29 protein-coding genes are annotated in these 22968 nt (G+C 49.8%); 4 read left to right on the forward strand and 25 right to left on the reverse strand.

The genetic code is table 11. The annotated features are described in order from the left end of the window. Window positions 1–3: 3 nt before the first annotated feature. The 21 genes from MHM89_RS05085 to dapA all read right to left on the reverse strand — a co-directional run bounded on the left by MHM89_RS05085 (window position 4) and on the right by dapA (window position 17968). On the reverse strand, window positions 4–813 hold the full coding sequence (locus MHM89_RS05085) for a MipA/OmpV family protein (protein ID WP_239408262.1): 810 nt from the start codon (window positions 811–813) through the stop codon (window positions 4–6). Beyond that, the gene (locus MHM89_RS05090; RefSeq protein WP_239408263.1) at window positions 810–2030 is read right to left on the reverse strand and encodes a beta-ketoacyl-ACP synthase; all 1221 of its coding nucleotides are present in this window, start codon (window positions 2028–2030) and stop codon (window positions 810–812) included. The genes MHM89_RS05085 and MHM89_RS05090 overlap by 4 nt, the downstream gene beginning before the upstream one ends. Further along, window positions 2030–2755 (reverse strand): 3-ketoacyl-ACP reductase FabG2, encoded by a 726-nt coding sequence (locus MHM89_RS05095; RefSeq protein ID WP_022943861.1) that lies wholly within the window; start codon window positions 2753–2755, stop codon window positions 2030–2032. Before MHM89_RS05095 ends, MHM89_RS05090 begins: the two co-directional genes overlap by 1 nt. Continuing rightward, window positions 2752–3213 carry a hotdog family protein gene (locus tag MHM89_RS05100; RefSeq protein ID WP_130146902.1) on the reverse strand — a complete coding sequence of 154 codons (462 nt, stop codon included), beginning with the start codon at window positions 3211–3213 and terminating at the stop codon, window positions 2752–2754. The genes MHM89_RS05095 and MHM89_RS05100 overlap by 4 nt, the downstream gene beginning before the upstream one ends. Further along, a complete protein-coding gene (locus MHM89_RS05105) occupies window positions 3210–4385 on the reverse strand; it encodes a beta-ketoacyl-ACP synthase (protein ID WP_239408264.1) in 1176 nt (391 codons plus the stop codon). Before MHM89_RS05105 ends, MHM89_RS05100 begins: the two co-directional genes overlap by 4 nt. Then, a complete protein-coding gene (locus tag MHM89_RS05110) occupies window positions 4382–4939 on the reverse strand; it encodes a DUF3261 domain-containing protein (RefSeq protein ID WP_239408265.1) in 558 nt (185 codons plus the stop codon). Before MHM89_RS05110 ends, MHM89_RS05105 begins: the two co-directional genes overlap by 4 nt. Then, entirely contained in the window at window positions 4939–6189 is a 1251-nt protein-coding gene (locus MHM89_RS05115; protein WP_239408266.1) for an NAD(P)/FAD-dependent oxidoreductase, read from the reverse strand. Before MHM89_RS05115 ends, MHM89_RS05110 begins: the two co-directional genes overlap by 1 nt. Further along, window positions 6173–8419, reverse strand: a complete 2247-nt coding sequence (locus MHM89_RS05120; RefSeq protein WP_239408267.1) for a hypothetical protein — start codon at window positions 8417–8419, stop codon at window positions 6173–6175. The genes MHM89_RS05115 and MHM89_RS05120 overlap by 17 nt, the downstream gene beginning before the upstream one ends. After that, complete coding sequence (locus MHM89_RS05125) at window positions 8416–8940, reverse strand: hypothetical protein (RefSeq protein ID WP_239408268.1); 525 nt, start codon at window positions 8938–8940, stop codon at window positions 8416–8418. Before MHM89_RS05125 ends, MHM89_RS05120 begins: the two co-directional genes overlap by 4 nt. Further along, window positions 8937–9365: a thioesterase family protein gene (locus MHM89_RS05130; protein ID WP_239408269.1), complete on the reverse strand. Its 429-nt coding sequence runs from the start codon at window positions 9363–9365 to the stop codon at window positions 8937–8939. Before MHM89_RS05130 ends, MHM89_RS05125 begins: the two co-directional genes overlap by 4 nt. After that, the gene (locus tag MHM89_RS05135; RefSeq protein ID WP_045979922.1) at window positions 9358–10902 is read right to left on the reverse strand and encodes an aromatic amino acid ammonia-lyase; all 1545 of its coding nucleotides are present in this window, start codon (window positions 10900–10902) and stop codon (window positions 9358–9360) included. Before MHM89_RS05135 ends, MHM89_RS05130 begins: the two co-directional genes overlap by 8 nt. A 3-nt stretch (window positions 10903–10905) precedes the next feature. Continuing rightward, the gene (locus tag MHM89_RS05140; RefSeq protein ID WP_239408270.1) at window positions 10906–11853 is read right to left on the reverse strand and encodes an acyltransferase; all 948 of its coding nucleotides are present in this window, start codon (window positions 11851–11853) and stop codon (window positions 10906–10908) included. Then, the gene (locus MHM89_RS05145; protein ID WP_130146918.1) at window positions 11850–12590 is read right to left on the reverse strand and encodes a glycosyltransferase family 2 protein; all 741 of its coding nucleotides are present in this window, start codon (window positions 12588–12590) and stop codon (window positions 11850–11852) included. The genes MHM89_RS05140 and MHM89_RS05145 overlap by 4 nt, the downstream gene beginning before the upstream one ends. Beyond that, window positions 12587–12946: a thioester dehydrase gene (locus MHM89_RS05150; RefSeq protein ID WP_045979919.1), complete on the reverse strand. Its 360-nt coding sequence runs from the start codon at window positions 12944–12946 to the stop codon at window positions 12587–12589. Before MHM89_RS05150 ends, MHM89_RS05145 begins: the two co-directional genes overlap by 4 nt. Continuing rightward, on the reverse strand, window positions 12939–14318 hold the full coding sequence (locus MHM89_RS05155) for an AMP-binding protein (protein ID WP_239408271.1): 1380 nt from the start codon (window positions 14316–14318) through the stop codon (window positions 12939–12941). Before MHM89_RS05155 ends, MHM89_RS05150 begins: the two co-directional genes overlap by 8 nt. Further along, complete coding sequence (locus MHM89_RS05160) at window positions 14302–14871, reverse strand: hypothetical protein (protein ID WP_152441665.1); 570 nt, start codon at window positions 14869–14871, stop codon at window positions 14302–14304. The genes MHM89_RS05155 and MHM89_RS05160 overlap by 17 nt, the downstream gene beginning before the upstream one ends. A gap of 8 nt (window positions 14872–14879) precedes the next feature. Continuing rightward, window positions 14880–15125, reverse strand: coding sequence for an acyl carrier protein (locus MHM89_RS05165; RefSeq protein WP_022945170.1), 246 nt, complete (start codon window positions 15123–15125; stop codon window positions 14880–14882). Window positions 15126–15138: 13 nt separating this feature from the next. Next, entirely contained in the window at window positions 15139–15402 is a 264-nt protein-coding gene (locus MHM89_RS05170) for a phosphopantetheine-binding protein (protein WP_045979917.1), read from the reverse strand. Then, entirely contained in the window at window positions 15399–16169 is a 771-nt protein-coding gene (locus tag MHM89_RS05175; protein ID WP_239408272.1) for a lysophospholipid acyltransferase family protein, read from the reverse strand. Before MHM89_RS05175 ends, MHM89_RS05170 begins: the two co-directional genes overlap by 4 nt. Further along, complete coding sequence (locus tag MHM89_RS05180) at window positions 16159–16860, reverse strand: beta-ketoacyl synthase chain length factor (RefSeq protein WP_052698251.1); 702 nt, start codon at window positions 16858–16860, stop codon at window positions 16159–16161. Before MHM89_RS05180 ends, MHM89_RS05175 begins: the two co-directional genes overlap by 11 nt. 190 nt (window positions 16861–17050) lie before the next feature. Continuing rightward, entirely contained in the window at window positions 17051–17968 is a 918-nt protein-coding gene (gene dapA / locus MHM89_RS05185; RefSeq protein WP_151174149.1) for a 4-hydroxy-tetrahydrodipicolinate synthase, read from the reverse strand. Window positions 17969–18138: 170 nt separating this feature from the next. On the opposite strand from dapA, the gene MHM89_RS05190 reads away from it, so the two are divergent. From MHM89_RS05190 to MHM89_RS05205, 4 genes are all read left to right on the forward strand, one after another. Then, the gene (locus MHM89_RS05190; RefSeq protein WP_151174148.1) at window positions 18139–18792 is read left to right on the forward strand and encodes a DUF6058 family natural product biosynthesis protein; all 654 of its coding nucleotides are present in this window, start codon (window positions 18139–18141) and stop codon (window positions 18790–18792) included. A 264-nt stretch (window positions 18793–19056) separates the two neighbouring features. Continuing rightward, window positions 19057–19311 carry a type B 50S ribosomal protein L31 gene (locus tag MHM89_RS05195; RefSeq protein ID WP_022945176.1) on the forward strand — a complete coding sequence of 85 codons (255 nt, stop codon included), beginning with the start codon at window positions 19057–19059 and terminating at the stop codon, window positions 19309–19311. Next, window positions 19308–19451, forward strand: coding sequence for a type B 50S ribosomal protein L36 (ykgO, locus tag MHM89_RS05200; protein ID WP_022945177.1), 144 nt, complete (start codon window positions 19308–19310; stop codon window positions 19449–19451). The genes MHM89_RS05195 and ykgO overlap by 4 nt, the downstream gene beginning before the upstream one ends. Before the next feature lie 110 nt (window positions 19452–19561). Further along, the gene (locus MHM89_RS05205; protein ID WP_052698250.1) at window positions 19562–20644 is read left to right on the forward strand and encodes a substrate-binding domain-containing protein; all 1083 of its coding nucleotides are present in this window, start codon (window positions 19562–19564) and stop codon (window positions 20642–20644) included. Between the two features lie 16 nt (window positions 20645–20660). Here MHM89_RS05205 and MHM89_RS05210 read toward each other — a convergent pair whose 3' ends face one another. The 4 genes from MHM89_RS05210 to MHM89_RS05225 form a co-directional block, all read right to left on the reverse strand. Further along, a complete protein-coding gene (locus MHM89_RS05210; protein ID WP_130146934.1) occupies window positions 20661–21062 on the reverse strand; it encodes a cytochrome b562 in 402 nt (133 codons plus the stop codon). Between the two features lie 64 nt (window positions 21063–21126). Next, entirely contained in the window at window positions 21127–21777 is a 651-nt protein-coding gene (locus MHM89_RS05215) for a flavin reductase (RefSeq protein ID WP_239408273.1), read from the reverse strand. A 17-nt stretch (window positions 21778–21794) separates the two neighbouring features. After that, window positions 21795–22505, reverse strand: coding sequence for an SDR family NAD(P)-dependent oxidoreductase (locus MHM89_RS05220; RefSeq protein WP_239408274.1), 711 nt, complete (start codon window positions 22503–22505; stop codon window positions 21795–21797). Then, window positions 22484–22873 (reverse strand): DUF393 domain-containing protein, encoded by a 390-nt coding sequence (locus tag MHM89_RS05225; RefSeq protein ID WP_239408275.1) that lies wholly within the window; start codon window positions 22871–22873, stop codon window positions 22484–22486. The genes MHM89_RS05220 and MHM89_RS05225 overlap by 22 nt, the downstream gene beginning before the upstream one ends. Window positions 22874–22968: the final 95 nt, after the last annotated feature.

Raw genomic sequence — 22968 nt, forward strand, 5'->3', positions numbered from 1 at the left:
TTCTTATCCTCTGTTGTTATAGAACTTCCATGCCAACCCAAAGCCAAATGCAACACTGTGGTTGCGCTCCACCAATGGGCTATCACGCCACTTTGCATCCTTGATGCGATAATACTTTACAAACCCGCCAAACCACCAGCGTCTTGAGTCATAGCTTAACCCCAATGACACTTCTTCACCGCCATATCCGTTGCCACTGGTGTATTCGCTGCGCAGGGAATTAGCGGCCGCCGTTGGCACTGCATAAAAGTAGTCGGCGTATTGTGAACTAGCATAATTAACTGCCAAGCGGCTGGTTAACGTGATGCTTTGTGCTTCTTGTTGCCACAACCGCTGCCGCCACTGGGCATAAGGTCCCGCCTTAAAGCCAATATCATCAATACTGGTGAAATCCGTTGCCAGTGCCTTACGGGTAAACACGCCAAGCTTAAAATAACTAGGTTGGTTATAGTGGCCGACAACATAATAATCCAATGCTGGGCCCAACTCGAACACCCAGTCCAAATCATCCATGCCATCGCGGGCTTTACTCTCACCGCTGTCTACTGCAATTCCAGCGGTGGCAGAGATGTCCAAATGCCAGTTATTATGCTGCCATAAGTAACCGGTGGCGCTGCGCCTATCAAGGTTTAAGCGTTCAGAGCGATAGCGTACGTAAGGCACCGGCAACGTGTAGCTTTTTGACTCACGGGCACCGATATAAAGCGGAATATTTGCATGAAATATCCCCGCCCCAAGCTCAAGCTCTGCACTGACACTCGAAGCGCTGTACAGCACTAAAATAAACGCAAAGCACCGCGTTATCAGGCTCATGGCATGCGCTTAAAAATCAGGGATGTGTTGATGCCACCAAACGCAAAGTTATTACTCATGACATAGTCACACTGTAATTTGGTTGGCTGGCGCAGATAATCCAGCTGTGCACACTGTGGGTCAACACTCTCAAGGTTAACGGTAGGCGCAAACCACCCCTCACGCATCATTTCGATACTGGCCCACGCCTCGATGGCACCACACGCGCCTAACGTGTGACCTAGGTAGCTTTTGAGCGAGCTAATGGGTTTACGGCCAAGGGCATTAAAGGTGGCATGAGATTCGGCAATGTCACCGCGATCGGTGGATGTGCCGTGAGCGTTAACATAGCCTATTTGTTCGCCATTGAGCTGGGCATCATCAAGGGCCATAGTGATCGCCGTTTGCATGGTATCGCTGGTCGGCTGGGTCACATGCTCACCATCGGAATTACAACCAAAACCGACGATTTCCGCATAAATAGTCGCACCACGTGCTTTGGCGTGCTCGTACTCTTCTAAAATCAGTGTTCCCGCACCCTCACCTATCACTAGCCCATCGCGGTCTTTATCAAATGGCCGAGGCGTTTGCTTAGGTGCGTCATTACGACAACTGGTGGCGTACAAGGTATCGAATACGGCGGCCTCGGTCACACAGAGCTCTTCGGCGCCACCGGCAACCATGGCTTTTTGTCGACCGAACTTAATGGCCTCATAGGCATAGCCAATGCCCTGTGAGCCCGAGGTACAGGCGGAGCTCGTGGTGATCACCCGGCCTTTAATACCAAAAAACACGCCAATATTAACCGGCGCCGTATGGGCCATCATCTGAATATAGCTTGTTGCCGTCACCCCACTCATCTGCCCCGATTTCATCATATCAGCGAAGGCAATAAGCGGCGGCGTTGAGCCGGTTGACGAACCATAGGCAATGCCGGTATCGCCATTGGTAAGCGCCGGGTGCTCAAGCAAGCCTGATTGCGCCAATGCCCGCTCGGTGGCCACCGTGGCCATCAATGCGACGCGGCCCATAGAGCGCACCATCTTACGTTTATAGTGGCTAGGGCGCTGAAAGTGCGTCACCGGCGCCGCTAATTTGGTATTCAAATCAGCTACATCTTGCCATTGCTCCATCACTTTAACGGCGTTGTCGCCCTTCTCAAGCGCACTGCGCAGGCTCGGCCAGTCATCCCCTAGCGCCGTAATACAAGACATCCCTGTAACCACAACCCGTTTCATTACACTAACCCACCATTGACTGAAATAACTTGGCGGGTAATGTACGCCGCCGGATCAGAGGCTAAAAATGACACCGTTGCCGCGACCTCTTCAACATTGCCCATACGCCGCATCGGCACATGTTTTAATAGCTCCTTGGTATCGAGCTGCTCGGTCATTTCCGTGGCAATCAACCCGGGAGCGACACAGTTGACGGTGATTTTACGTTTTGCCAATTCCAGCGCTAATGCTTTTGTAGCACCGATGATCCCTGCTTTGGCGGCGCTGTAATTCACTTGGCCACGATTGCCAGCGATGCCCGATACCGAAGCCAACGTAATAATACGCCCACCCTGACGGGCACTGACCATTGGCATAACCGCCGGGCGGACAACATTATAAAAACCATCTAAGCCAGTGCTAATAACCGTGTCCCATTCATCGTCGGTCATCGCCGGAAAGGCGGTGTCACGCGTGACTCCGGCATTACACACCACACCATAATAAGCACCATGTTCGGCAATATCTTGCTCTATGCTTTGGCGTGCTGAGTCTCTATCGGTGACATCAAAACACAGGACTCGCGCACTACGGCCCATAGCTTGGATTTGCTCACTGACTTTTTGAGCTTGCTCACGCTGGGTGCGACAATGCAAGATAATGTCAAACCCTTGCTCGGCAAGGGCCAGCGCGATGGCCTTGCCTATACCTCGGCTTGAACCGGTGACTAAAATCGCTCTACTCATTGGTTTTCCTTAATAAACTTCATCGGGTCGGCAGGCTGAAATACATTAATTTTGGCTTCGAGATAACGCTCGTTATCGCATTCAATGGCGCAGTCGAAAACACTGAGCCCGGACTCGTCCTGCACCACTTGCGTGACATAAATATCCAGTGTGCTGCCAAGCTTAAAGACAGGCTTTAAACAGCGAATTTTTCGACTGCCTAATAAGAAGCCAATTTTAACACCACGCTGGTGCTGACAATCGTGAGCACCGGCATAGGCGGCGATACTCTGCGCCATGTATTCGCTGCCGATATAACTTTGCACCCCATTGATATCACGCTGGTAAAAAGCACTGTCTGGGGTAATGGTCACTTGGCAATGGGCGCTGTCACTATCAAACGAAATCAGCTCATCAATCAACACCATGGGAGGGCGATGCGCCAGCAATTCGCTTATAGGTCGATGGTTATTGGTCACGCTATTTCTCCAATAATGATACTGGCGTTATTGCCGCCAAAAGCAAAAGAGTTACTCATACATGTTTTCGGCCGTTCCCGGGTGGGTTGTTGTACAAGATTAATTGTCGCCAAGGAGGCATCAAGGGCGTAGCCGCTATGATATGGCAGCGTTAGGGTCTTCCCTAAACGTTGCTGCTCTATCAGCAGCCAACATAATCCAGCCTCTATTGCGCCGGCAGCACCCAAGGTATGGCCGGTAAGATGCTTCGAGGAGCTCACCGGCGTTTGCGCGCCGATGACATCGGCAATGGCCCGAGCTTCCATGGCATCATTTTTTACCGTTGCAGTACCGTGGGCGTTGATGTAATCAATATCAGTGGCTGTCAAAGCCGCCTCGGCCAGCGCCTGGTGCATTGCCGCTATGGCACCTTGACCTTGCGGCTCGGGTGCAGACATATGGTACGCATCGGAGCTACTGCCACAGCCTAATAACGCACAGCGCGCTGAGCCAAAATCCGCTGAACGAGTCATAACGAATAAACCCACACCTTCGCCAATATTAATGCCATCACGCTGCTGAGCAAAAGGCTGGCAAATCCCGGCGCTGGTCGATGCCAGTGCTTTAAAGCCATTGACGGTCAATTGGCATAAACTGTCTGCGCCGCCACAGATGACCGCATCAGCCAGCCCTGCTTGTAACATCGCTTTGGCGCTGCTCAGTGCTTTACTGCTGGAACTGCAGGCGGTGGAAATACTGTAGCATGGCCCCTCTAAGGCAAGCTTATCGCGAATATACTGCGCTGGGGCATCCAATGATTGCTGGTGGTAGTGATAATGCTTCGGCCAGCTACCAAGGCGGGCTTGCTGAGCTCGAGCACGCTCACCATCATAAATATCAGCGGTGCTGGTGCCGATGATTACGGCAATACGATGCGCTGCAACGCGGCTGCGCAGCTTATCTAAGGTATTAGTTAATTGCGCCAAAGCAAGGTCTATCATGGCGTTATTACGCCCGGTGCTATCAAGGGGCAAATTGGCGACCTGACCTAAGTAGGGGGTCATGCCCTCATTATCTAGCCCAGCGACTTGAGCCAAACCACTGCGCTGTTCGCCGCTAAGGGCATCGAGATGGGCACTGGTATCCGCTCCTAATGCGCTGACAAGCGCGAGGTCGTTTAACCAGGCGTTCATAACCCCACCTCGGTAAATATAATTTGGTATTGGTGCATATAATTAGTTAACGTTGTTGTGGCGCCTTGGTACTCTATGCGCAGTAATAGCGTGTGAGCACGTTTAATTTCCCTCACTCGGGTCGCGCCGCGCTGGAATTCCTGTATTTGCGCCCCTTTTAACTGCGCCTTGAGTTGCTGCATCGGCCAATGCACCAACTGCACATCGGCCAAAATGTACTCCGGATCAATCGGCAGCGTGGCTAACTGAGTGCTTACGCTGATTTTCTCATCATCACTAAAGGCCATGGACAACAGCGGGATACCTGCCCCCGAGGTTAACACTAAGCGCAGCTCACCGCTTTGATTAACGGCCAGTTGGCTCAGTAGTGTAGCACTGCGCTCAGCCCGAGAAAAAGTCAGCTTTTTTTGCCACTGTTGCTGATGTAATGACGGCGGGGCAACACCCATATCGAAGCTCACCCCAGCGGCCAAGTCAACGCTTTTGGCGTTGCGCTCTGGCACCGTAGTACAGGCCGATAACACGGTGACAATAATTATCCATACAGCCCGCATTATTGAGCTTCCATGTTACACAGGGTCGCAAGCACATCAAGACGACGCTCACTTTGTGCCACATAGGGATTAGTTTCATCCCAGGCATAGCCTGCCAAAATGGCGCTGATCATGCGCCGCACATCACTGCGCTGCTGTGGGTAAAAAATAACATCCTGAAAGCGGCCATCGTACCAAGCGAGGACAAAGGTTTTAAAGCACTCTACCCCTTGTTTAAGTGGTTGGGCAAAATCTTTGTCAAAATCCACTTTTTCACCACGCAAAAAGCCATCGACGACTGGCGCTGCCAATGACGCCGATTTCAACGCAATCGTCACCCCGGATGAAAACACCGGATCAAGAAACTCCCCAGCATTCCCCAATAACGCATAGCGCTTGCCATACAAGCGACTGACATCCGCAGAATAGCCGCCTAAGCGCTGGGTATCAGTGATTGCCTGCGCCGAGTCAAGCAACGCTGCTAGATTCGGCTCTTGGCCTACCAGGCGCCATAAGTTTTGCTGCTCACTGAGGGCCTCATCAAAGTACTCGGGCTCACCCACCACCCCTAAGCTGGCGCTACCATCGGCAAAAGGGATAAGCCAATACCAGATGTCGCGATGCTGCGGGTGCACGGAAATTAAAATTTTGTTTCTATCAAAATTTGCGGCGCTGATATGGTCGTTGATATGACAGAAGTAGGCCGTTCTTGTGGGCAAACTAGAGCGGCGCTCTAGCTCAAGTAAGCGCGGCAACACCCGGCCAAAGCCACTGGCGTCGAGCACAAATCGCGCTTGCAGCCGATAGCTTTGCTGCGCGCTGGCCACAGACAGTTCGATATGCTCATCATGTTCTTGCAGCGCTTCAACTCGATGGCCGTAGCGAATTTCCACCCCCTGGGCTTGTGCGGTATCGGCGAGCAACTTGTCAAACGCTGCACGTTTGACTTGATAAGTAGTGCCACGCCCTGCAGAGAACTTGTCGGTAAAGTCGATAGCGGTATCAGTTCCTTGATAATGAAACGCGGCGCCATTTTTAAACTGAAAACCCAGCTCTTCGGCATGCTTGTCCACGACCTCGTCCATGCCGGCTTCGCTAAGGTAGGCCATGCATTGCGGCAGTAGGCTCTCGCCAATGGAAAAGCGCGGAAAATGCTGACCTTCAAGCACCACTACGTGCCAACCACGCTGGCGCAATAAGGCACTGACTAACGCCCCAGAGGGACCAGCACCGATGACCACAACGTCCGCCTGTTCAGTCTGATTTATCATTTTTATTCTCAATACTTAGTGGCGCTACCCAGTAAACAACAATAAGCCCGATCAGCACGGCAGCACCAAATTGGCTGATAGCGGGGGTATTCGAAAACACTAACATCGCGAATACCGCCAAGGACGACAACGCTGACAGGCTAATGGCAACAAAGGTGGTCGGCTGGCGCCCTGATTGCTGATAAAAAATAAAATAATCAACAGCTAACGCTAACACTAGGATAAGCCCCAAGGTATGAAATACCGACAGGGGCATAACGACCGCAATAAGGGTTACCACCAGCAACGCGCTTAGCGCCAACCAAGCAACCATGGCAGCCCCTCTGCGCAGGCCAAAAAACGCGATAAATACAATGGCTATGGCCAGGACTGCGAGCGCTAAAGCCCAATGAATACTGTGATGAAAGTGCGCTAACATGGCGCTCAGCTGGCCGGGCACATCCACCAACTGCATATCTTCAAACTCTGCCAGATAACCGCTCAGCGAGGCATGTTCAAGCGCGCTGACGGTGCTCAATGAATAAAAATATGGGCCTTGTTTGATAGGCGCAAGAAATACATCGGCCAGTGGCCCTTGAGCAAACTGCTCATAGCTCAACAGGGTATTGGCATCCGCTGGTAGCGCGGCGCCGCGTAATTGCGCCAAAAAGCTAAACCGTCCCTGCTGCTGCGCCTGGCGATAAAGAGTTAAAGCCTGTTGTTGGCTTTGCTGGCTAGGCAGGGCCACGCTGAGACCCTGAAATCGCCCTTGATGCAGTTGCACAAAACTGCGCACGCGCTCTTCGTTTATTAATAACTGCTCGATGCTTTCGCCTCGCACTAGCACCTGAAACGTTGGCCCATCACCATTTAAGTACAAGTGATGGCGCTTTTGCGCTTGCATAAGCTGCGCTGAGCTTGCATTAAAGCTGGCGATAGAATCGTTGACTTGTGGCCATTGCACACTCAGCAACAGGCCACTCACGCCCGCAAGAGTCAAAGCGATGGCACCTTTGCGCCGGCGCAGTCGAGCAAACAAGGTTAATGCGCAATCAGCAGTACTCAGTGCCAAGGGGCGTAATTGCGTAGGTCGCTGGGCGCGGATCACCACAAAGCGCACGAAAAACCAAGCGCCGCACAATCCAGCAACAATAAAAATAGCGACATCTTGCAATAAGCTCATCGGCGCGGTGAAAAAGCAGGAGTAGCCGAGTGCTGTCGAGCCAAGAGCCAGCAATAACCCACGTTTCAGTGCTACGCTGTAGCTATTGCTTTTTTTGGCTCTGTCGCTCAGCGCATGCAGCGCGTAATCGATGGCGACACCAATTAACGTCGTGGCGAACACTAAACTCAACACATGCAGTTGTTGGCGCAGCAATAAAAGCGCTAGCGCGCCTGCGAGCACTGCACTGCTTACGGTTAATAAACTCACCCACAGTGGCCAAACGCCGCGTATGGCGAGCAATACAAAAACAGCGAGTAACACCAGGCTCGCCAAGCCAAAGCGATTCATCTCCCATTGCGCTTGCTCCGCGTTTTCACTGTTATGAAATAGCACTCCAGAGTATTCAATCTCGGTTTCTGGGTGGGCTTGGCGAAGCGTACGAACCGCGTTTACAAGCTCCGCTGCCAGGGCATTGTTTTGCCATATTGTTGCTGTCGTCGTCACCTCACTGACCAGCAGCCAAACGGGAGGCTTATCTCCTTGACGCCATTGTAACTTACCATCGACGAGCCCTAATTGCTGACCTGTTGCAAAGGTGTCTAAAAAGCTAAAGGTTGCTAAGGATGGGTCATCACTGATACTGCTTGATAACCAAGGTGAGGCAGTCTGCGATAATTGCCGCTGAGCATAGTGACTAAAGGCCGTGGGTGAGCGCAGCGCTTGTTGATAGCCCTCGCTCATGAGCGCACCACGATAAGGCTGGTAGAACTCGGTGATACGCTTAAGTGTCGGTTGTACTTTAACCTTAAGCGACGGGTGTTGTTGCAGTTGTTGCGCCAGCTCATGGTAAGCATTGACCGCCGTTTTTCCACTGAAGGAAAACACCAACTGGTTTTGCGCCGTACTTGATAGCTGCTGTTGCGCGCTATAAAACTGCGCATCGAGAGCTTGGGTGGGCTGGCGCTCCAATAAGGCCATCATATCAGCACTGATACGCACTTCTTTCAGTGTCCACACCGCTACTGTGCAAAGCAGCAGGAAGGTGGGCCACAGTACGATGCCTACAGACCTTGCCCAGCTGCTCACTGCGTCGCTCCATTAGGGGTAAGGATGATTTCAGTGCGAGTGCCTTTTCGCTCATACAAGCCAATAAAACGCACCTGCTGTTGGTTGTCTTGGCAGCTGACAAGGTGCGTGAACAAGCTTTTTAACTCTTGGCTTTGCGCCAACAGTTTAAGGCACGACCAAGGCTTGGCGGCAATCCGCTCGGGCCGGGTCGCAGGTTCGCTAATAAAAAACTGCGCCAGTTGCTGCGGGTCCTGCTGTAATAGTGCCTGTAATAAGGAGCTATAAGCACCACTTTGCGCCTGTTTAACAAACTGATCCTCACCTTGGCGCTCGAACACGCCCTCACTATCAATACGCAGTACATTTTCTATCGGCGTTTGGGTGTGCCACCAAAGTTGCTGCGCCGTGAGGCGATAACTGCCGGTGCTGACAAAGGCGTTATCAAAGCCAGCGAAGTGCTTATGTTGCTCAAACTGCCCTTGCTGCGCCGCAGCCATAAAGGAGCACAGCATCATCAACACCGATAGCCACTTACTCACGATAGTACCTGCGCTAGCTTGTCACCGATAATACGTGGTGACACAAATTGCATCTCTTGAGTGGCTCTATCGACCGCTACTTGCACGGTATAGGCCTTAGTGAGGCGCTTATTCGAGGCACTGTCGAAGATCACGTAGTCAATCTTCAGCCGTGTTTCATATTCTTTTAGGTAAGCCTCTACACGAATGCACTGCGTAAAAGAGGCCGAGCCTACGTACTTAATACGCATATCGACAATAGGCCAATCATAACCAGAATCGCGCATTTGCAAATAGTCGTAATCGAATTTGCGCAACAACTCACAACGCGCAACCTCAAGGTAGCGGGCATAATTACCATGCCAAACAATTTGCATTGGGTCGCAATCGTGAAATGGGATCTCAATATCAACGGTTGCGCTCAATAGCGTATTTTTATTATTCATAAAGGGTCCAACGCTGGTTTTGAATGTACTCGACGGTTTGCCGCAGGGTGCTCTCCAGTGGCCGGTCTTCTTCGAGATTAGCAAAATAGCCACTGATGTCTTGATACATGCTCGCTATGTCTTCGCTGAGCGCGCTTTGTTGCAACTCGCCGCGCTGAATACGCAGCCGCAGACCTTGCACTGCCGCCAACAACGTGCATGCTAACACTTGCTCGGTCAACTCCAACACCCGCAGGCAATCCCTAGCGGCGATGGTGCCCATACTCACCTTATCCTGATTGTGACATTCGGTGGAGCGGGAAAAAACACTCGCTGGCATGGTTAACTTCAACGCCTCGGCGGTAAACGCCGATGCGCCGATCTGCACTGCTTTAAAGCCGTGGTTAATATAGCGGCGCTGCTGTTGGGCATCACTGAGATTACTGGGCAAGCCGTTGTTATAACGGGTGTCCACCAAGGACGCTATTTGCCGGTCGGCAAGATCGGCTAAATTAGCCACCGCATTTTTCATGCTGTCCATGGCCATGGCGATATGGCCGCCATAGAAATGCCCGCCGTGCAGCACATGCTCCCCTTCACCATCAATAATGGGATTATCATTCGCAGAGTTCAGCTCATTTTCAATAAATTGTCGGAACCACGGCAAACTATCGGCCAACACGCCAATAATATGTGGCGCGCAGCGAATAGAGTATCTATCTTGTAAGCGGTCGGCATTGCGGGGGTGGCTATAGTGGTTGAGATCGTCTCGGATCCATTTTGCCACTTGCTGTTGGCCGCTGTGCGGTTTCACCGAGAATAGAATCTCATCAAAGTGATGGCTATTGCCTTTAAGGGCGATAGAGCTCAAGGCGGTAATACGAGTGGCTAGCTTTACGGCATAACTGGCACGCTCAAAAGCAAGACAGGCCACTGCGGTCATCACCGCTGTGCCATTCATCATCGCTAAGCCTTCTTTAGGACGTAGCGTAATCGCCGTTAAGCCGCTTTGTGCAAATGCTTCTTGGGCGCTCATTACTTGCTCGTTAAAGCGTACCTCACGCTCACCAACTAAAGCACCGGCCACGTAAGACAAAGGCGTTAAATCGCCACTGGCCCCCACCGACCCCTCTTGCGGGATAAGCGGTAAAATGTCGTGGTTAATCATATCGCGCAGTAAGTGCAACAGCTCCCAGCTAACACCTGAGTAGCCTTGCGTCAGTGATGCTAAACGGGTCGCAAGAATCGCCCGTGTTTGCGCAGCACTGAAGTGTGCGCCTAAGCCGCAGCCATGAAAGCGGGTTAAATGCAGCGGCAGCTCTTTCACCAAATCCAGAGGAATATCAACGGTCACCGAATCGCCATAACCAGTGGTCACCCCGTAAATGACGCCCTCTTTTTCCAGGAGTTGATCTAAAAACGCAACCCCTGCATCAATCTTGCGCTGCAGATGCGCTGAGGTGCTGATCTCTGCATTCACTGAAGCATGGGCAAAGGCGACAATATCTTCAATGCGCAACGGCTTTTCGCCGAAATGAATCGTTTGACGGCTAGACACGAATTAGCTCTCCTTGTGGCGCGCGCTGTGCTCATCACGCTGCCAAAAATCAAAAAAATTAAACCATTGGTAAGGGTACTGCTGCACAACAGTCTCTAGCTCCTGCACGTAATCTTGGATTATTTTCTCCAGCGCCTGTTGCCTGCTCTTGCGCGGTAACGACAAGCCGTCGCTGTATTTGTTAAAGTGCACATCAAAGCTGCGTCCGTTGCGCATGCAAAATAGCCAATAAATGGGGCACTCCAGTAGCGCAGCTAAAATAAAAGGCCCTTGCGCGAACGGCGCGGAGCGGCCTAAAAAGGGACAATATTGCACGCGCCCGATTGCCGTGGTGCTGGTTCTATCACCGACGATAACCACAAACTCCCCCTGCTCAACCTTGGTTTTCAGTAAAATTGCCAAGTCCGGGCCGAGTTCACTTACCTGGATAAGGTTAACTGAGACATTGGGGTTAATGCGTTGCAAGGTGCGGTTAAACTCCACTGCATGATAGGTAAACACCAACACATTGATTACGCAGTGACTATGGCGCATACCTAACGCCCGGCACACCTCCAAGTTTCCCAGGTGGGAGCCAATAAAAATAGCCCCTTGCTTATGCGCCACTAAATCATCAAACAAATGCTGATTACGGTAATTGATTTGCGCTGGGCTAATGCGACCTAGCCAAGCATCTATTTTATCAAAGGCGCTATCGGCAAAGGTACAAAAATGTTTCAGCCCGGTGCTAAAACACCACGGTGGCTGAGTGCTGTTGTACCTATGTAAATTCTGCCAGTACTGCTTTGAGGCTGCGCGCGCCTTGCCCCCGGTAAGATAAAAGTAAAACACCACAGGAAAAAGAAACACCCACAGCACCTTGCGACCAAAGAGCTTATAGACCGCCAATAAAAACTGCATGCCCCAGTAACTGCCGCGTTCCTGCATTTTCGACCAATGTGTATGGCTCATGAGTCTACCCTGGGTTTGCGCAGCAATAACTTAGGTAGCCGAGGCAGCATGGCGAAAAATAATCGCGTATGCAGCCAGCTAATCTTGAGATTATCGTGCAGCGGCTGAAAGTGTGATACGCCCTGCTCTGGATAGATCACCTGGGTATCGATAAACAGCGAAGGAACACCTCGCCAATACAGACGCACCATGACCTCAATATCAAAATCCATACGCGTCCCCAAGGCACGGCTATCAAACAAGGCAATACACGGGGCCAGTGGATAAACACGAAAGCCACACATGGAGTCTTTAATCGACAAGCTCAGGGTTTCTACCCACACCCAAAAGTGGGTGATATAGCGGCTTAAATAGCGATGCTTGGGCACCGACTCATCATACACCGGACGACCGCTGATAAGGCAATGGGGGTGAGCCTTGGCTTTAGCGATAAGCTTTTGCATATCGGCCAAACAATGTTGACCATCGGCGTCTACTTGCAAGGCATGAGTGTACCCTTGAGCATAAGCCCAGCGCAGCCCAGTTTGCACCGCCGCGCCTTTGCCACCATTAACCTGATGCCTAAGTAAATGTAAACAATCGAAGCGCTCGTTTAACTGCTGCAAATAACGCTGTGCTGAAACTGCACTGCCATCATCCACCATCACAATATCTAGGCCCATAGGCTCAAGTTCAGCAATGACATCGGCAATCACCTGCGTATGGTTATAGTTGGGGATCACAATGCACAGTTTCATGCGTCACTCGCAAACACAATACGACCGCTGGCATGCTGGCCTTTGTGCGAATAATACCGAAAAGTGAACTTATGCTCGCTTTTTTTCTCAAGCGCTAGGGTCACTTCCAGCCCTGGGGTCATGACCACCTGAAACTTGAGGACTTCGACATTTTCAACCGCATTATGGTAGCCAAAATATTTGCGTCCATAGTGGATGGCCCAATCCAGTTGCACCACCCCGGCCAAAATCGGCGCATCGGGAAAGTGGCCCTTAAAGTAATCAAGCTGGGGCGCAAGCGATAAGGTTAGCAATACCTCATCCGCTTGCTCATCAACGCCAACAATATCGGGGTGAGTGACTTTAAAATCAGTCAAAATACGACTCCAGTTCACTGGGCACTAATTTGCCTTGTGAGTTGTAGGGTAAGCTTTGCAGATAGCGCCATTTACGCGGCAAACAGACCGCTTCGAATTCTAGACCAAGGTGCACTTTTAGGGTTTGGCTAATATGTTTACGCGGACATTGTTCGAACTGTTCTAGGCCCTCGCGAGTGAGCACCACAAGCGCGCCGAGGCGACCCGTACTTAACTGCATAATGGCCGCATGCTTGACCCAAGGGTGAGCACGTAGCCGGGCCTCCATACCCACCAAGTTCACCCGCTTTTCCGCCACTTTAACAGTGCGGTCGGCGCGCCCTAAAAGCATAAACTCGCCGTTGCTTAACAGCTGAAGTTTGTCATCTAAGCACATTGGCTCGTCTAACAATGGCGATTTTAGTGTTAGTTGTCCGTTGTGACGCCCCAAGGCAACACCTGGGAATGGCTGCCAAGGCACTGCGCCGCTGGTACTGACTTGGCGATAAGCAATGCCACCGGTTTCTGTACTGCCATACACTTGGATAATGGCGCGCTCGAACTGCTGATACAGTTGTGTTGCATCGCTGTCCTCTAGCGGTCCACCGGAAGAAAATAGCATTGCGAGATTGCTGCGCTTGCCAACGAGGACATTATCTTGCACTAACCGCGAATACTGCGCTGGGGAGGCAATCAGTACCCAGTTGCTAGGCGCTTGGGAATCAATATACTGCGCTAGGTGCTCGGGATAGTGGAACATTGGTCCGTGCCAGCAATGGCCGAAACGGGCAGGCCATAATACTTTAAAAAGTAAACCGTAAATATGCTGATGGGACACCATAGCCACAAACCGTGGTGAGTCAGTAGCAAGGCGAGCCATAAAGGTTTGCTCGAGTGTGTTGAGCTCGCGATTTATCGCTGTCCAGGTTTTGTATATGGCTTTCGCGGGGCCACTGCTTCCTGAGGTAAAGAAGATCAACCGGCCGCTTATTTTATCATTCGGCCAATAGATATTGTCATTGCGCTGTTCGGCCAATAATGAGCTGGACGTATCGTCGAGCACCTCATCAATATAGCTAAACCCGCCTTCAGAGGCTGCACTGTGTTCGCCGCAAAAAAATGCGCTTAGCTGACGCATTTTTGCCAAGGTCTGCGGCTGCGCATTGGGCGGTAAGATAATGTCTATGGGGGTTTGTGCTAACGCCATGAGGCGGATAAAAAATTCAACGCTGTCGCTGTGATACAGCACCACCGCTGTGCTCATATCTAGCTTCTTATAATGCGCGCTGAACGCATTGATACGCTTAATCAGTGTATCAGCAGTGATGAAGGCGTTCTCGTCACTGGCACAATTTGGCGCCAATAGGTCGATTAACTTATTTAAGCTGTCCATTGCTCTTTAACCACATTCTATAAGCAAACTCACCGCCACCCAAAATGCCCATCGCTATATAGGCGACTAAGCCATTGTACACAGTCCAAAGCACCATATCTTCTAGTAGCACGGTGTAGGCAGCAAGCGCCGCATTGAGCACAAAGAAAACGGACCATATTTGCGTCACTCGATAGGTGTAACGCACGCCTTGGTCGCTTAATTGTGGCTCGCGCAGTCTTGCAAAGCGCTCTATCATGCTGGGTTTATGCACCAGTGTATAAGCGAACGCTGCCGCCATAACAAGATTAACAATCACCGGATACCATTGCAGTCGCTGAGGCTGTGCGCTGACTAAGGCACTGGCCACTAAAATAACGCCTGCCACGGAAGTGGGTAATAGCCAGCCACCCAGCACTTGAATACGCAAGCTCAAAGCGGCACGAATAATAAGCAAAGCCAATAACAGCCACATGATTTGTTGACTATATCCTTGGGATAAACCGAGATACACCAATACAGGGTAAGCCAGCAAACAAATAGACAGCAGCGTGTTAATAATTGCTTTGAGCATGAGGTGCCTTAAGCGACTAGTTTATGTACTTCGTCAACCACATCCGATACCGTGCGTACCTGCTTAAAGGCTTCAGGTTCGATCTTTTTACCGGTGATTTCACGCAGCTTCACGACTAAGTCGACGGCATCAATGCTATCGAGATCGAGATCTTCATACAAGCTGGCTTGCATGGAGATATCATCGGCTTCAATTTCAAAGTCGTTTTCTAAAATGCCACGTAATACGTCGTAAATTTCAGCAGCGGTTTTCATGTCTTCTTCACTCTTAGGCGTTGTTGCGGGATTGTTCGATAAACTCGGCGAGCGCATTAATTGAGGCAAAATGCGCTTTGGTTTGCTCTGAATTGGCATCAATTTTCACATTAAACTCTTTTTTAATCGCCAAGCCGAGTTCTAAAGCATCGATGCTATCTAGACCAAGGCCGTCAACAAACAAAGGTTCGCTGTCATCAATGTCATCAACGCTGACATCTTCCAGGTCTAAACTGTTTATAATTAGTTGTTTTAGTTGTAATTTTAACTCATTCATAATTTTTCTACTTGGTTATGAAAATAGGTTTGCAAATACCGAGTCAGCGCGCGCGACTGCACACTTACCGGTTGTTCATCTTGCAGCCATGGCTGCGGCTGCTCTTGGGCAACTTGCAGATGCATGTCCGCTTTCACGGGCGCCACTCGATACCAAGGCACCCCTTTAGTTAAGGTGCTCGGCTGCATTGTAATTAACACCGCCCTTATGGGACATTGTGCTCGTAAAGCAATATTTGCCGCTCCACGCTTAAAACGGTTTAGGTTGCCACCTTGAGAGCGCGTACCTTCCGGAAATATAATGAGATTATTACCTTGTGCTAAAGAGCGCTCACAGTCTTCGAGCAGACCTTGTGGGTCGGCATTACTTATATAGCCAGTGCTTTTTATCACGCCACGCATGAACGGGTTTTTAAATAAGTGGGCTTTAACAACACAATCAGCATTGGGAATGGCAGATATCAGTACCACTACGTCAATGAGGCTGGGGTGATTAGCCAACACCAACTCCCCTTTTAGCGTTTTCAGCACCTGTTTGTCACACACGTGAAAACCAATAACGCCCAAAGTATCCATCAATGCCACAAAGAAGCGAAAGCTATAATGCACCACTTTTCGAGCCCGAGCTTGACGCACATGCGGGTCGTGATAACACACACGCTGCAACGGGAAGACCAATACACTGAGCACAACACCGCCAAGACCAAAGACACTGAAACAAAAACCAGTGCCCAGCACACGCCAACAATAGTTCAGTTTACTGAGCATAATGCCAACGCCACTTTCCTACATCTATCGACTGATTGTGGATTGCGGCGTGCGCAAACCGTAGCGCCGATAAAGACGGTTCTGGTTGAGCATCAAGCAACTCTTGAAGGTCATAGCCATGCCCATTGATATTTTTTTTCAGTACTAGGGCAACACAATGATCCACCTGTTCTTCGTCAGCGTATTGCGCGTATATGTCAGGGAGCGCCCTATCAACATGAAGAAGTAAAACACGCTCAGTATCCCCACTGTGTAACTGCAAGTATGCTTCGATGAGCGCACTTGAGAAAGTGCTCCGACCACCTGCAATCGCACTTACTGCAGCGGTATTGTTTGTTAGTATTGATAACAAACCGGAAACTGCATTATGTACTGAAAGACCAAATTGAGTTGGCGACAATGGCTGCTGCTCAACTAATTGCTCGAGCAAATCAGACGTTTTATGTAAATCGCCGTGACGCGAGGAGAACACAACAGGCATTGCGTGTGCATCTATATTAACCATATTGGCACAGCTAAGCGCCATTTTCGCAAATAAGCTCAGACGCCGGCGCTGCATCGGCTTCACCCAGCTGACATCAATGTCGCTGTTAATTGTTGCCAAAGAAGCAATAACGTCTGTTATTGCTGGGTCTTTGACCTGCGCCGTCGGCGGCACATATATCGCTAACTTTTCAACAGCACACTTCATCGCTAAAGTCCGTTTTCCACAAGGGCGCAAATAGTACTGGATTGTTATTTAAATAGCAAAAAATGTAGCACTAATTAACTGCAGGTTAAGGGAGTGGAATGTCCAAGCAGTGCCCCAGCTATTGCAGGTTATCGACAAAGAAGTGAATGGCGAGTGCGCAACGCGCACTCTAACTTTGGGCGTGGTTGCTTTAGATATAGACGACGGCTTGTTTATCTATCATTTCCGGCTGCGCGTCGCCAACTAGCTCACCGCGTTGCAATTGCGCCATGAGCGCCTTACCTTGGGCTTGCTGCTGCTCGCTCAGTGGCACATATGGAAGTCTAAACACCGGTTTAACCGCTGCGGTCATCGCCAACGCGGTATTGATAGCAACCGGGTTGGGTTCACAAAACAGCCACTGCATGAGCGGCTTAAGCTCCTCATTGCGCTGCGGTTGTGGTATGCGCATCAAATCACAAAATAACTCAGGTATCAGGTTGGTTGTTACTGAAATCACACCGTGGGCGTCAAACTCATGGATTGCATCATGCGCTTCGTCGTCGTTGCCTGACCAGCAAGCAATGCCCTGGCGCTCGTAGGCGGCAATACGTTCATTACCACCGCACTCCTTGACGCCGACAAAGTTTTTATGCTCTGCAAGCGGAGTCATAATATCAGGAGTCAGATCCTGACCCGTACGCCCAGGGACGTTGTAAATAAAGGCAGGGCCAATATCAAGAAGGCGGTTAAAGTGCTCCTTCAACCCCGCCTCAGAGGTACGCCCATAATAAGGATTAATCTGCAACGATGCATGCATCCCTGTTGCGAACCCATAGGTGGTTGCTTTAATCGCTTCGCGGGTGTTGTTACTGCCGGTATTCCCCACTATCAATAACTTATCAGCAAACTGCGAAACACTGTGGGCAATAAGCATCAAGTGCTCTTCCCAATTCATCAGTTGACCTTCACCCGTCGTACCGCCGACCACAATACCATCAACGCCAGCGGCGATTTGTCTTTCAACTAGTTTATCAAAGGTGGATAAGCATACCTCACCCGTTTGTGTATAGGGCGTCTTTATCGCCGTGATCACACGAGCTTGGCGTATTTTTTCCATTGAGCGCATAGAAATAATCTCATTTATTCTTTTATAGCAACATTTAATCATATCCATCGCCGCAATGGCAGATGTCTATGACTGATAGACGTGTTTATGCTAACAAATTATACGCCTTGCATCTGAATTGCATTTGAACCACAATAACTGTACATATATACAGTTATCTAAATTTACCAATGCATCTACTCGACTACCTTGAACAGTTCTACTACCGCGAAGAGTCTTTGTGTCAGCTGCTCGGTATCGAGCAAGAACAATTACAACACTGGCAACACTTACGCATATTTCCTCAGGCCAGCTATAGCCTTGAGAACAGTATTCAGTGCCACTCTTACCAAGGGATCTTTCCCTGCCAAGTATTTTGGCAGTATTATCCCGTAGCCATGCAAGATTGGGGCAGACAGCTGCAAAAGTCCAATATTGAAAGTGCTAGCACGGCATTTATTCTGTTTGCTCAACGTGCGCAGGGGGCGTTACAAAACTTGCAACAAGACGGCGTATTCATTGATGAGAGTTATACCGAAGACTTTGACGAGCGCCTCACACACCTTTGGCAGCAATTTCTCACTGGTCAATTCGGCACACAAACTCGCAATGGGCAAATAGAAGAAATCATGCAAATGGATGCATTGCGTTATAGCATTGATACGATTACTGAGGGACTCACTGTTCACGCTCTAGACAAAACCCAACGTCAACAGTTACACCCTGTTATGAAGCAGTTTTCCAAAGTGTTGATTCAGCCGCCAAGCCATGAATATGACCAGTCTTTGCGTGCTCGCTACCTGGATAAATTGACCATGAAGTACGATTTATCAGTAAAAATGTAGAGTGGCTGTGCTACATCACGTGCTTACAAGTATTAGCATCAGGTCAGTACGCCTTTATATAACTTGGCGCGCTCAGCCCTGTTTATTTGCTAATGAGGGTGCAAAATAAAGCACCCGCCTTTACTAAAACAGCTCTTCAATGCTAAACATCGCTGTGCACGGCTTCTGGCCTGCGCGTTGTAATAAACACGTCAAACAAATGAGAATTAGTTGCAACAACCTCAATCAAGTGATATGTTATCACATAATTAAGGAGGTATTGCTATGAAACCTAATATTCACCCTCGCTACCAAAAAGTGGCCTTTCATGATACGTCAGCTGATCAATACTTTGTGATTGGTTCAACCATTCACACTGACAGAACCGTAACCCTTGATGGCGTTTCCTACCCTTACGTCGCTATTGATATCTCTAGTGCGTCTCACCCCTTCTACACCGGAAAACAAAAAGCCGTAGGTAAAGATGGTCGTATTGCCCAGTTTAACCGTCGTTTTAAAGGCTTAGGAGCAAGAAAATGAAAGTATTGAGCTCGTTAAAAAGCGCCAAGAGTCGCCCCGGTACGCAAGTGGTAAAACGTCGCGGTCGCGTATTCGTTATTTGCAAATCCAACCCTCGCTTTAAAGCAGTGCAAGGAAAAGGCGGCAAAAAGCGCAAATAATGTAAAAGTGGTGCGTAAATAGCCAATTGACTGTTTACGTACCAGTCTAAACTTTACTGTTTGTGGCCCTATGCATACACTTAAATCTCTTCCGCTATTGCATGGTCACAATGAAGTATCTTCTGTTTACACTGCTCTGTTATATCGCCCTCGCCTTTATCAGCCCCCAAGTCGAGGCGCAAACTGCATCACCAGCGCTAAAAGTCTACTTTGTGAATCCCGGTCATCAATTTAATAATGCCACGGGGTTGTTTTGGCGTGATGTGAGCTCTGCCATGAACAGCGTCGCAGAAGATTTAAATATCGAATTGACGGTGAGTTACGCCAACCGAAACCACATCTTAATGAAGTCGCAGCTACGCCAAGCAATGAGCAGTGATGCCGACTACCTTGTTGTGGTTGACGAAAAGAAGGCGGTAACACAGTGGCTCAATGGCTCTCCCGAAATCACCAAGCCTATTTTGTTTATATTTAACGCCCCAGATGACGAGGTATTAGAAACTAAACCACAATGGTTCATTGGTTACCTTGCCCCCAATAACTTCGACGCAGGCTATCAGTTGGCAAATGCTTTATACCACATTGCGAAGTCGCGCTTTGCTCATGGCACAACCCTCAACTTATTAGCTCTGCATGGAGATTACAGCACTGACTCGGCAATCAGCCGCAAGCATGGCTTAGAACTTTTCTTACGCCAGCACCACGATATTAAGTTAGTACACAGCGATGTCGCTAATTGGTCTCAAGAGGAAGGGTTTCGAAAAAGTATCCGAGCCTTAGCCCGGTTCAAAGAAATTAATATGGTGTGGGCGGCCAATGACCCCATCGCCAACGGTGTTGTGCGTGCTGCCCGTAATGCTCGGGGAGAGACGCAGCCTGTTATCGGCGGTATCAATTGGGACAAGGTCCCAAGCAATGTCAGTGCAGATGTATCTGTCGGCGGGCATGTACTGCTCGGAGCCGCTGCGCTTATTGCTCTTTACGACGCCCACATACTTGAGCGGCCCTTCGGCTCTGATGCCAATTACCCAATATTCGCCGCCAATGATCCGCAATTTACGCCCCTTATTAATGCGTTGCACAATAAGGGACTAGGGGATATCGACTTTACTCGGTTTAGCAAAACTGCAGCGCAACCGTTAGATTTCACTTTATCCAACCTCGCGCAATGCTTAGCATCGCGCTGCCCTTAAAAACGAGTATTAATCGTTAGCCGAACAATAGCTCCCAGAAGCCTGGCGGTTCATGCAGCTCATGATACTTTTTACGCAGCATATCGATGTCTTTGAGAGTTTCACGGGCAGCCTCAAGTTGCCCCTGAGCAAGTTGTTGTTCAGCCGAGGCTATACGCTCAAGCACCTTATCCAACCCCTGTTGTGATTGCTCTGCTGCCTTTGAGAAGCGCGCTCGTTTGGCCTCTTGTACACGCTCTTTCAGGTCCTTCAGAGCATTACTCATGATTGTCGGTTGCTGCGCCTTCATTGCTTGTTTGTAGCTATGGCCCATGTTTTTCATCACCGCTTCAAGGTCGATCTGCTGAGATTGAGCCTGGGACAAACATGGCAAAGTAAATAAAATAAGGGCGCCGAAGCGCTTTAGTAATGGCAACATAGTTACATCTCTTGTCTTTTGAGTCGCTATTGTACCGATGCATCGACAGGACACAAGCGCCCTGTCAATCCCCTTTACACTTCGCCTCAAGTACTGTCGGTTCACTGTCTGGCTGGGCGTATTGTAAGCGCCCCAGAGCGTGACCCACATGATAGCCATCTAACCCCGCCACTGCGACCGTTTGCAAGCTGTTGAGGTCGATATGGCCATCCTCAAACAAGGCCGGCTGCTTAAGTACCACCTGTTCAATTTCACCGATCAACATGATGGTACCGTTGTACTCTATTGGCTGCTCGCTTAGCAGCTTTACGCTATAACAAAGCTGACTCTCGGCCACACTGGGCGCGGGGCAATCACCAATAAATTCGGCAGTGAGGCCAGTGGCTGAGAACTCACTCTCACCTGCTGGGTATTTGGCCGATGTTTGATGCGCCTGCTGCCAAAAGGACTGGTGAACTTGGTTCAAGGTGTACCAACCGGTTTCCCGAATATTGGCCAGAGTGTGGCGCTCGACCACATCCGGGCGCATGATCATCCCCACCAGCGGGGGCTGCGCCCCTAGGTGTACCACTGAGCTGACAATGGCAAGATTCTGCCGCCCTTGATGATCTGCAGTGCCCACTAAATTGGCACTTTTATAGCCAGACAAAGAGTTAATAAAATGAGCGCGATACCGCGATGGCATCTGCTCAATGTCGTGTTTACTAAAATGCATAAAAACGCTCTTAATAATTAAAATTGAATAGCAGATTTGTCCCAATCAAAGTAGCCACACTCAGGTAAGTCCTGCGTTTCCAAAGTGAGCTCGCGCAGCCGCTGAGCCACAAACGCAGGCGTAAACAACTTGTGTTCGGGAACATTTTTTTGAAAAGGTTTAGACAGTGGTGTATCCGTGGTGCCAGGATGAAACAGCACGAATTTTGCTTGTTTGTGGGTGCGTCGCACCTCCACAGAAGCGGTTTTCACTAACATATTCAGTGCCGCCTTGGAGGCTCGATAACTGTACCACCCTCCCAATCGGTTATCGCTAATGCTGCCAACTCGGGCGCTAAAAATGGTTACCACAGACGGTTCATTACGAGGGACTAATACCGGTGTATGCTTAAGCCACAACATGGGAACGAGGGTGTTGGCTCTTATCACCTCATTGAATTGCTGTTCATTAAAGGCCGATAAAGATTTTTCTGGAGCCACGCCTTGCCCATGCAAAACACCATTGCAGATGTAGATATAGTCAAATCGCAGCCCGTTGAGCTCCTTTACCCATTCATTAATAGCCTCATCATCATAATCAACGAGGTAATGTGGGCTGCGCTCAAGTTGACTACGCGAAACCGATGTAACCTCCACCTGTTGCTGTTCAAGCTCCTCAATAAGGGCTTTCGCGATTGCGCTGGAAGCGCCGATGATCAACGCCTGTTTCATGACTTGGGATTGCGACATTGGTTATTCACACACTGACTAGGCATTAATAACCGAGAAACAGGGAGGCGATAACGAGCGAAGAGTCGGTAAGCGATATCCGCAAACCATTTAATGACCGGCCAGCGTAAAACAGCCAGCCATCGCATCTTGCCGACTTGTCGCCACACTCGCACCGTGGCATCTAAACCGAGGTACAATTGCCCCTGTTCGTCCACGGCATGCAAAATACGATTAGCAGCGCTGAATTGCACCTGCGGATAAGCGGCCATGGTATGACTATCGTGAATATCTACGAGCTGAACTTCATCTCGTATATCCGCTTGTTTTAGTTTTCTCATTTCCGCCACACACAGTGGACATTGCGCATCATAGAATAAGGTGATCATACTTACCTCCGCAAACAAATACGCACCATAGATGGGAGAAGATCAAAAAAGCCCTTGGCCGGAGCTCAAGGGCTTGTGTGATGCGCTGGCATCTA

It is taken from the genome of Pseudoalteromonas sp. CNC9-20 (assembly GCF_022347875.1).
GTDB lineage: Bacteria > Pseudomonadota > Gammaproteobacteria > Enterobacterales > Alteromonadaceae > Pseudoalteromonas > Pseudoalteromonas ruthenica.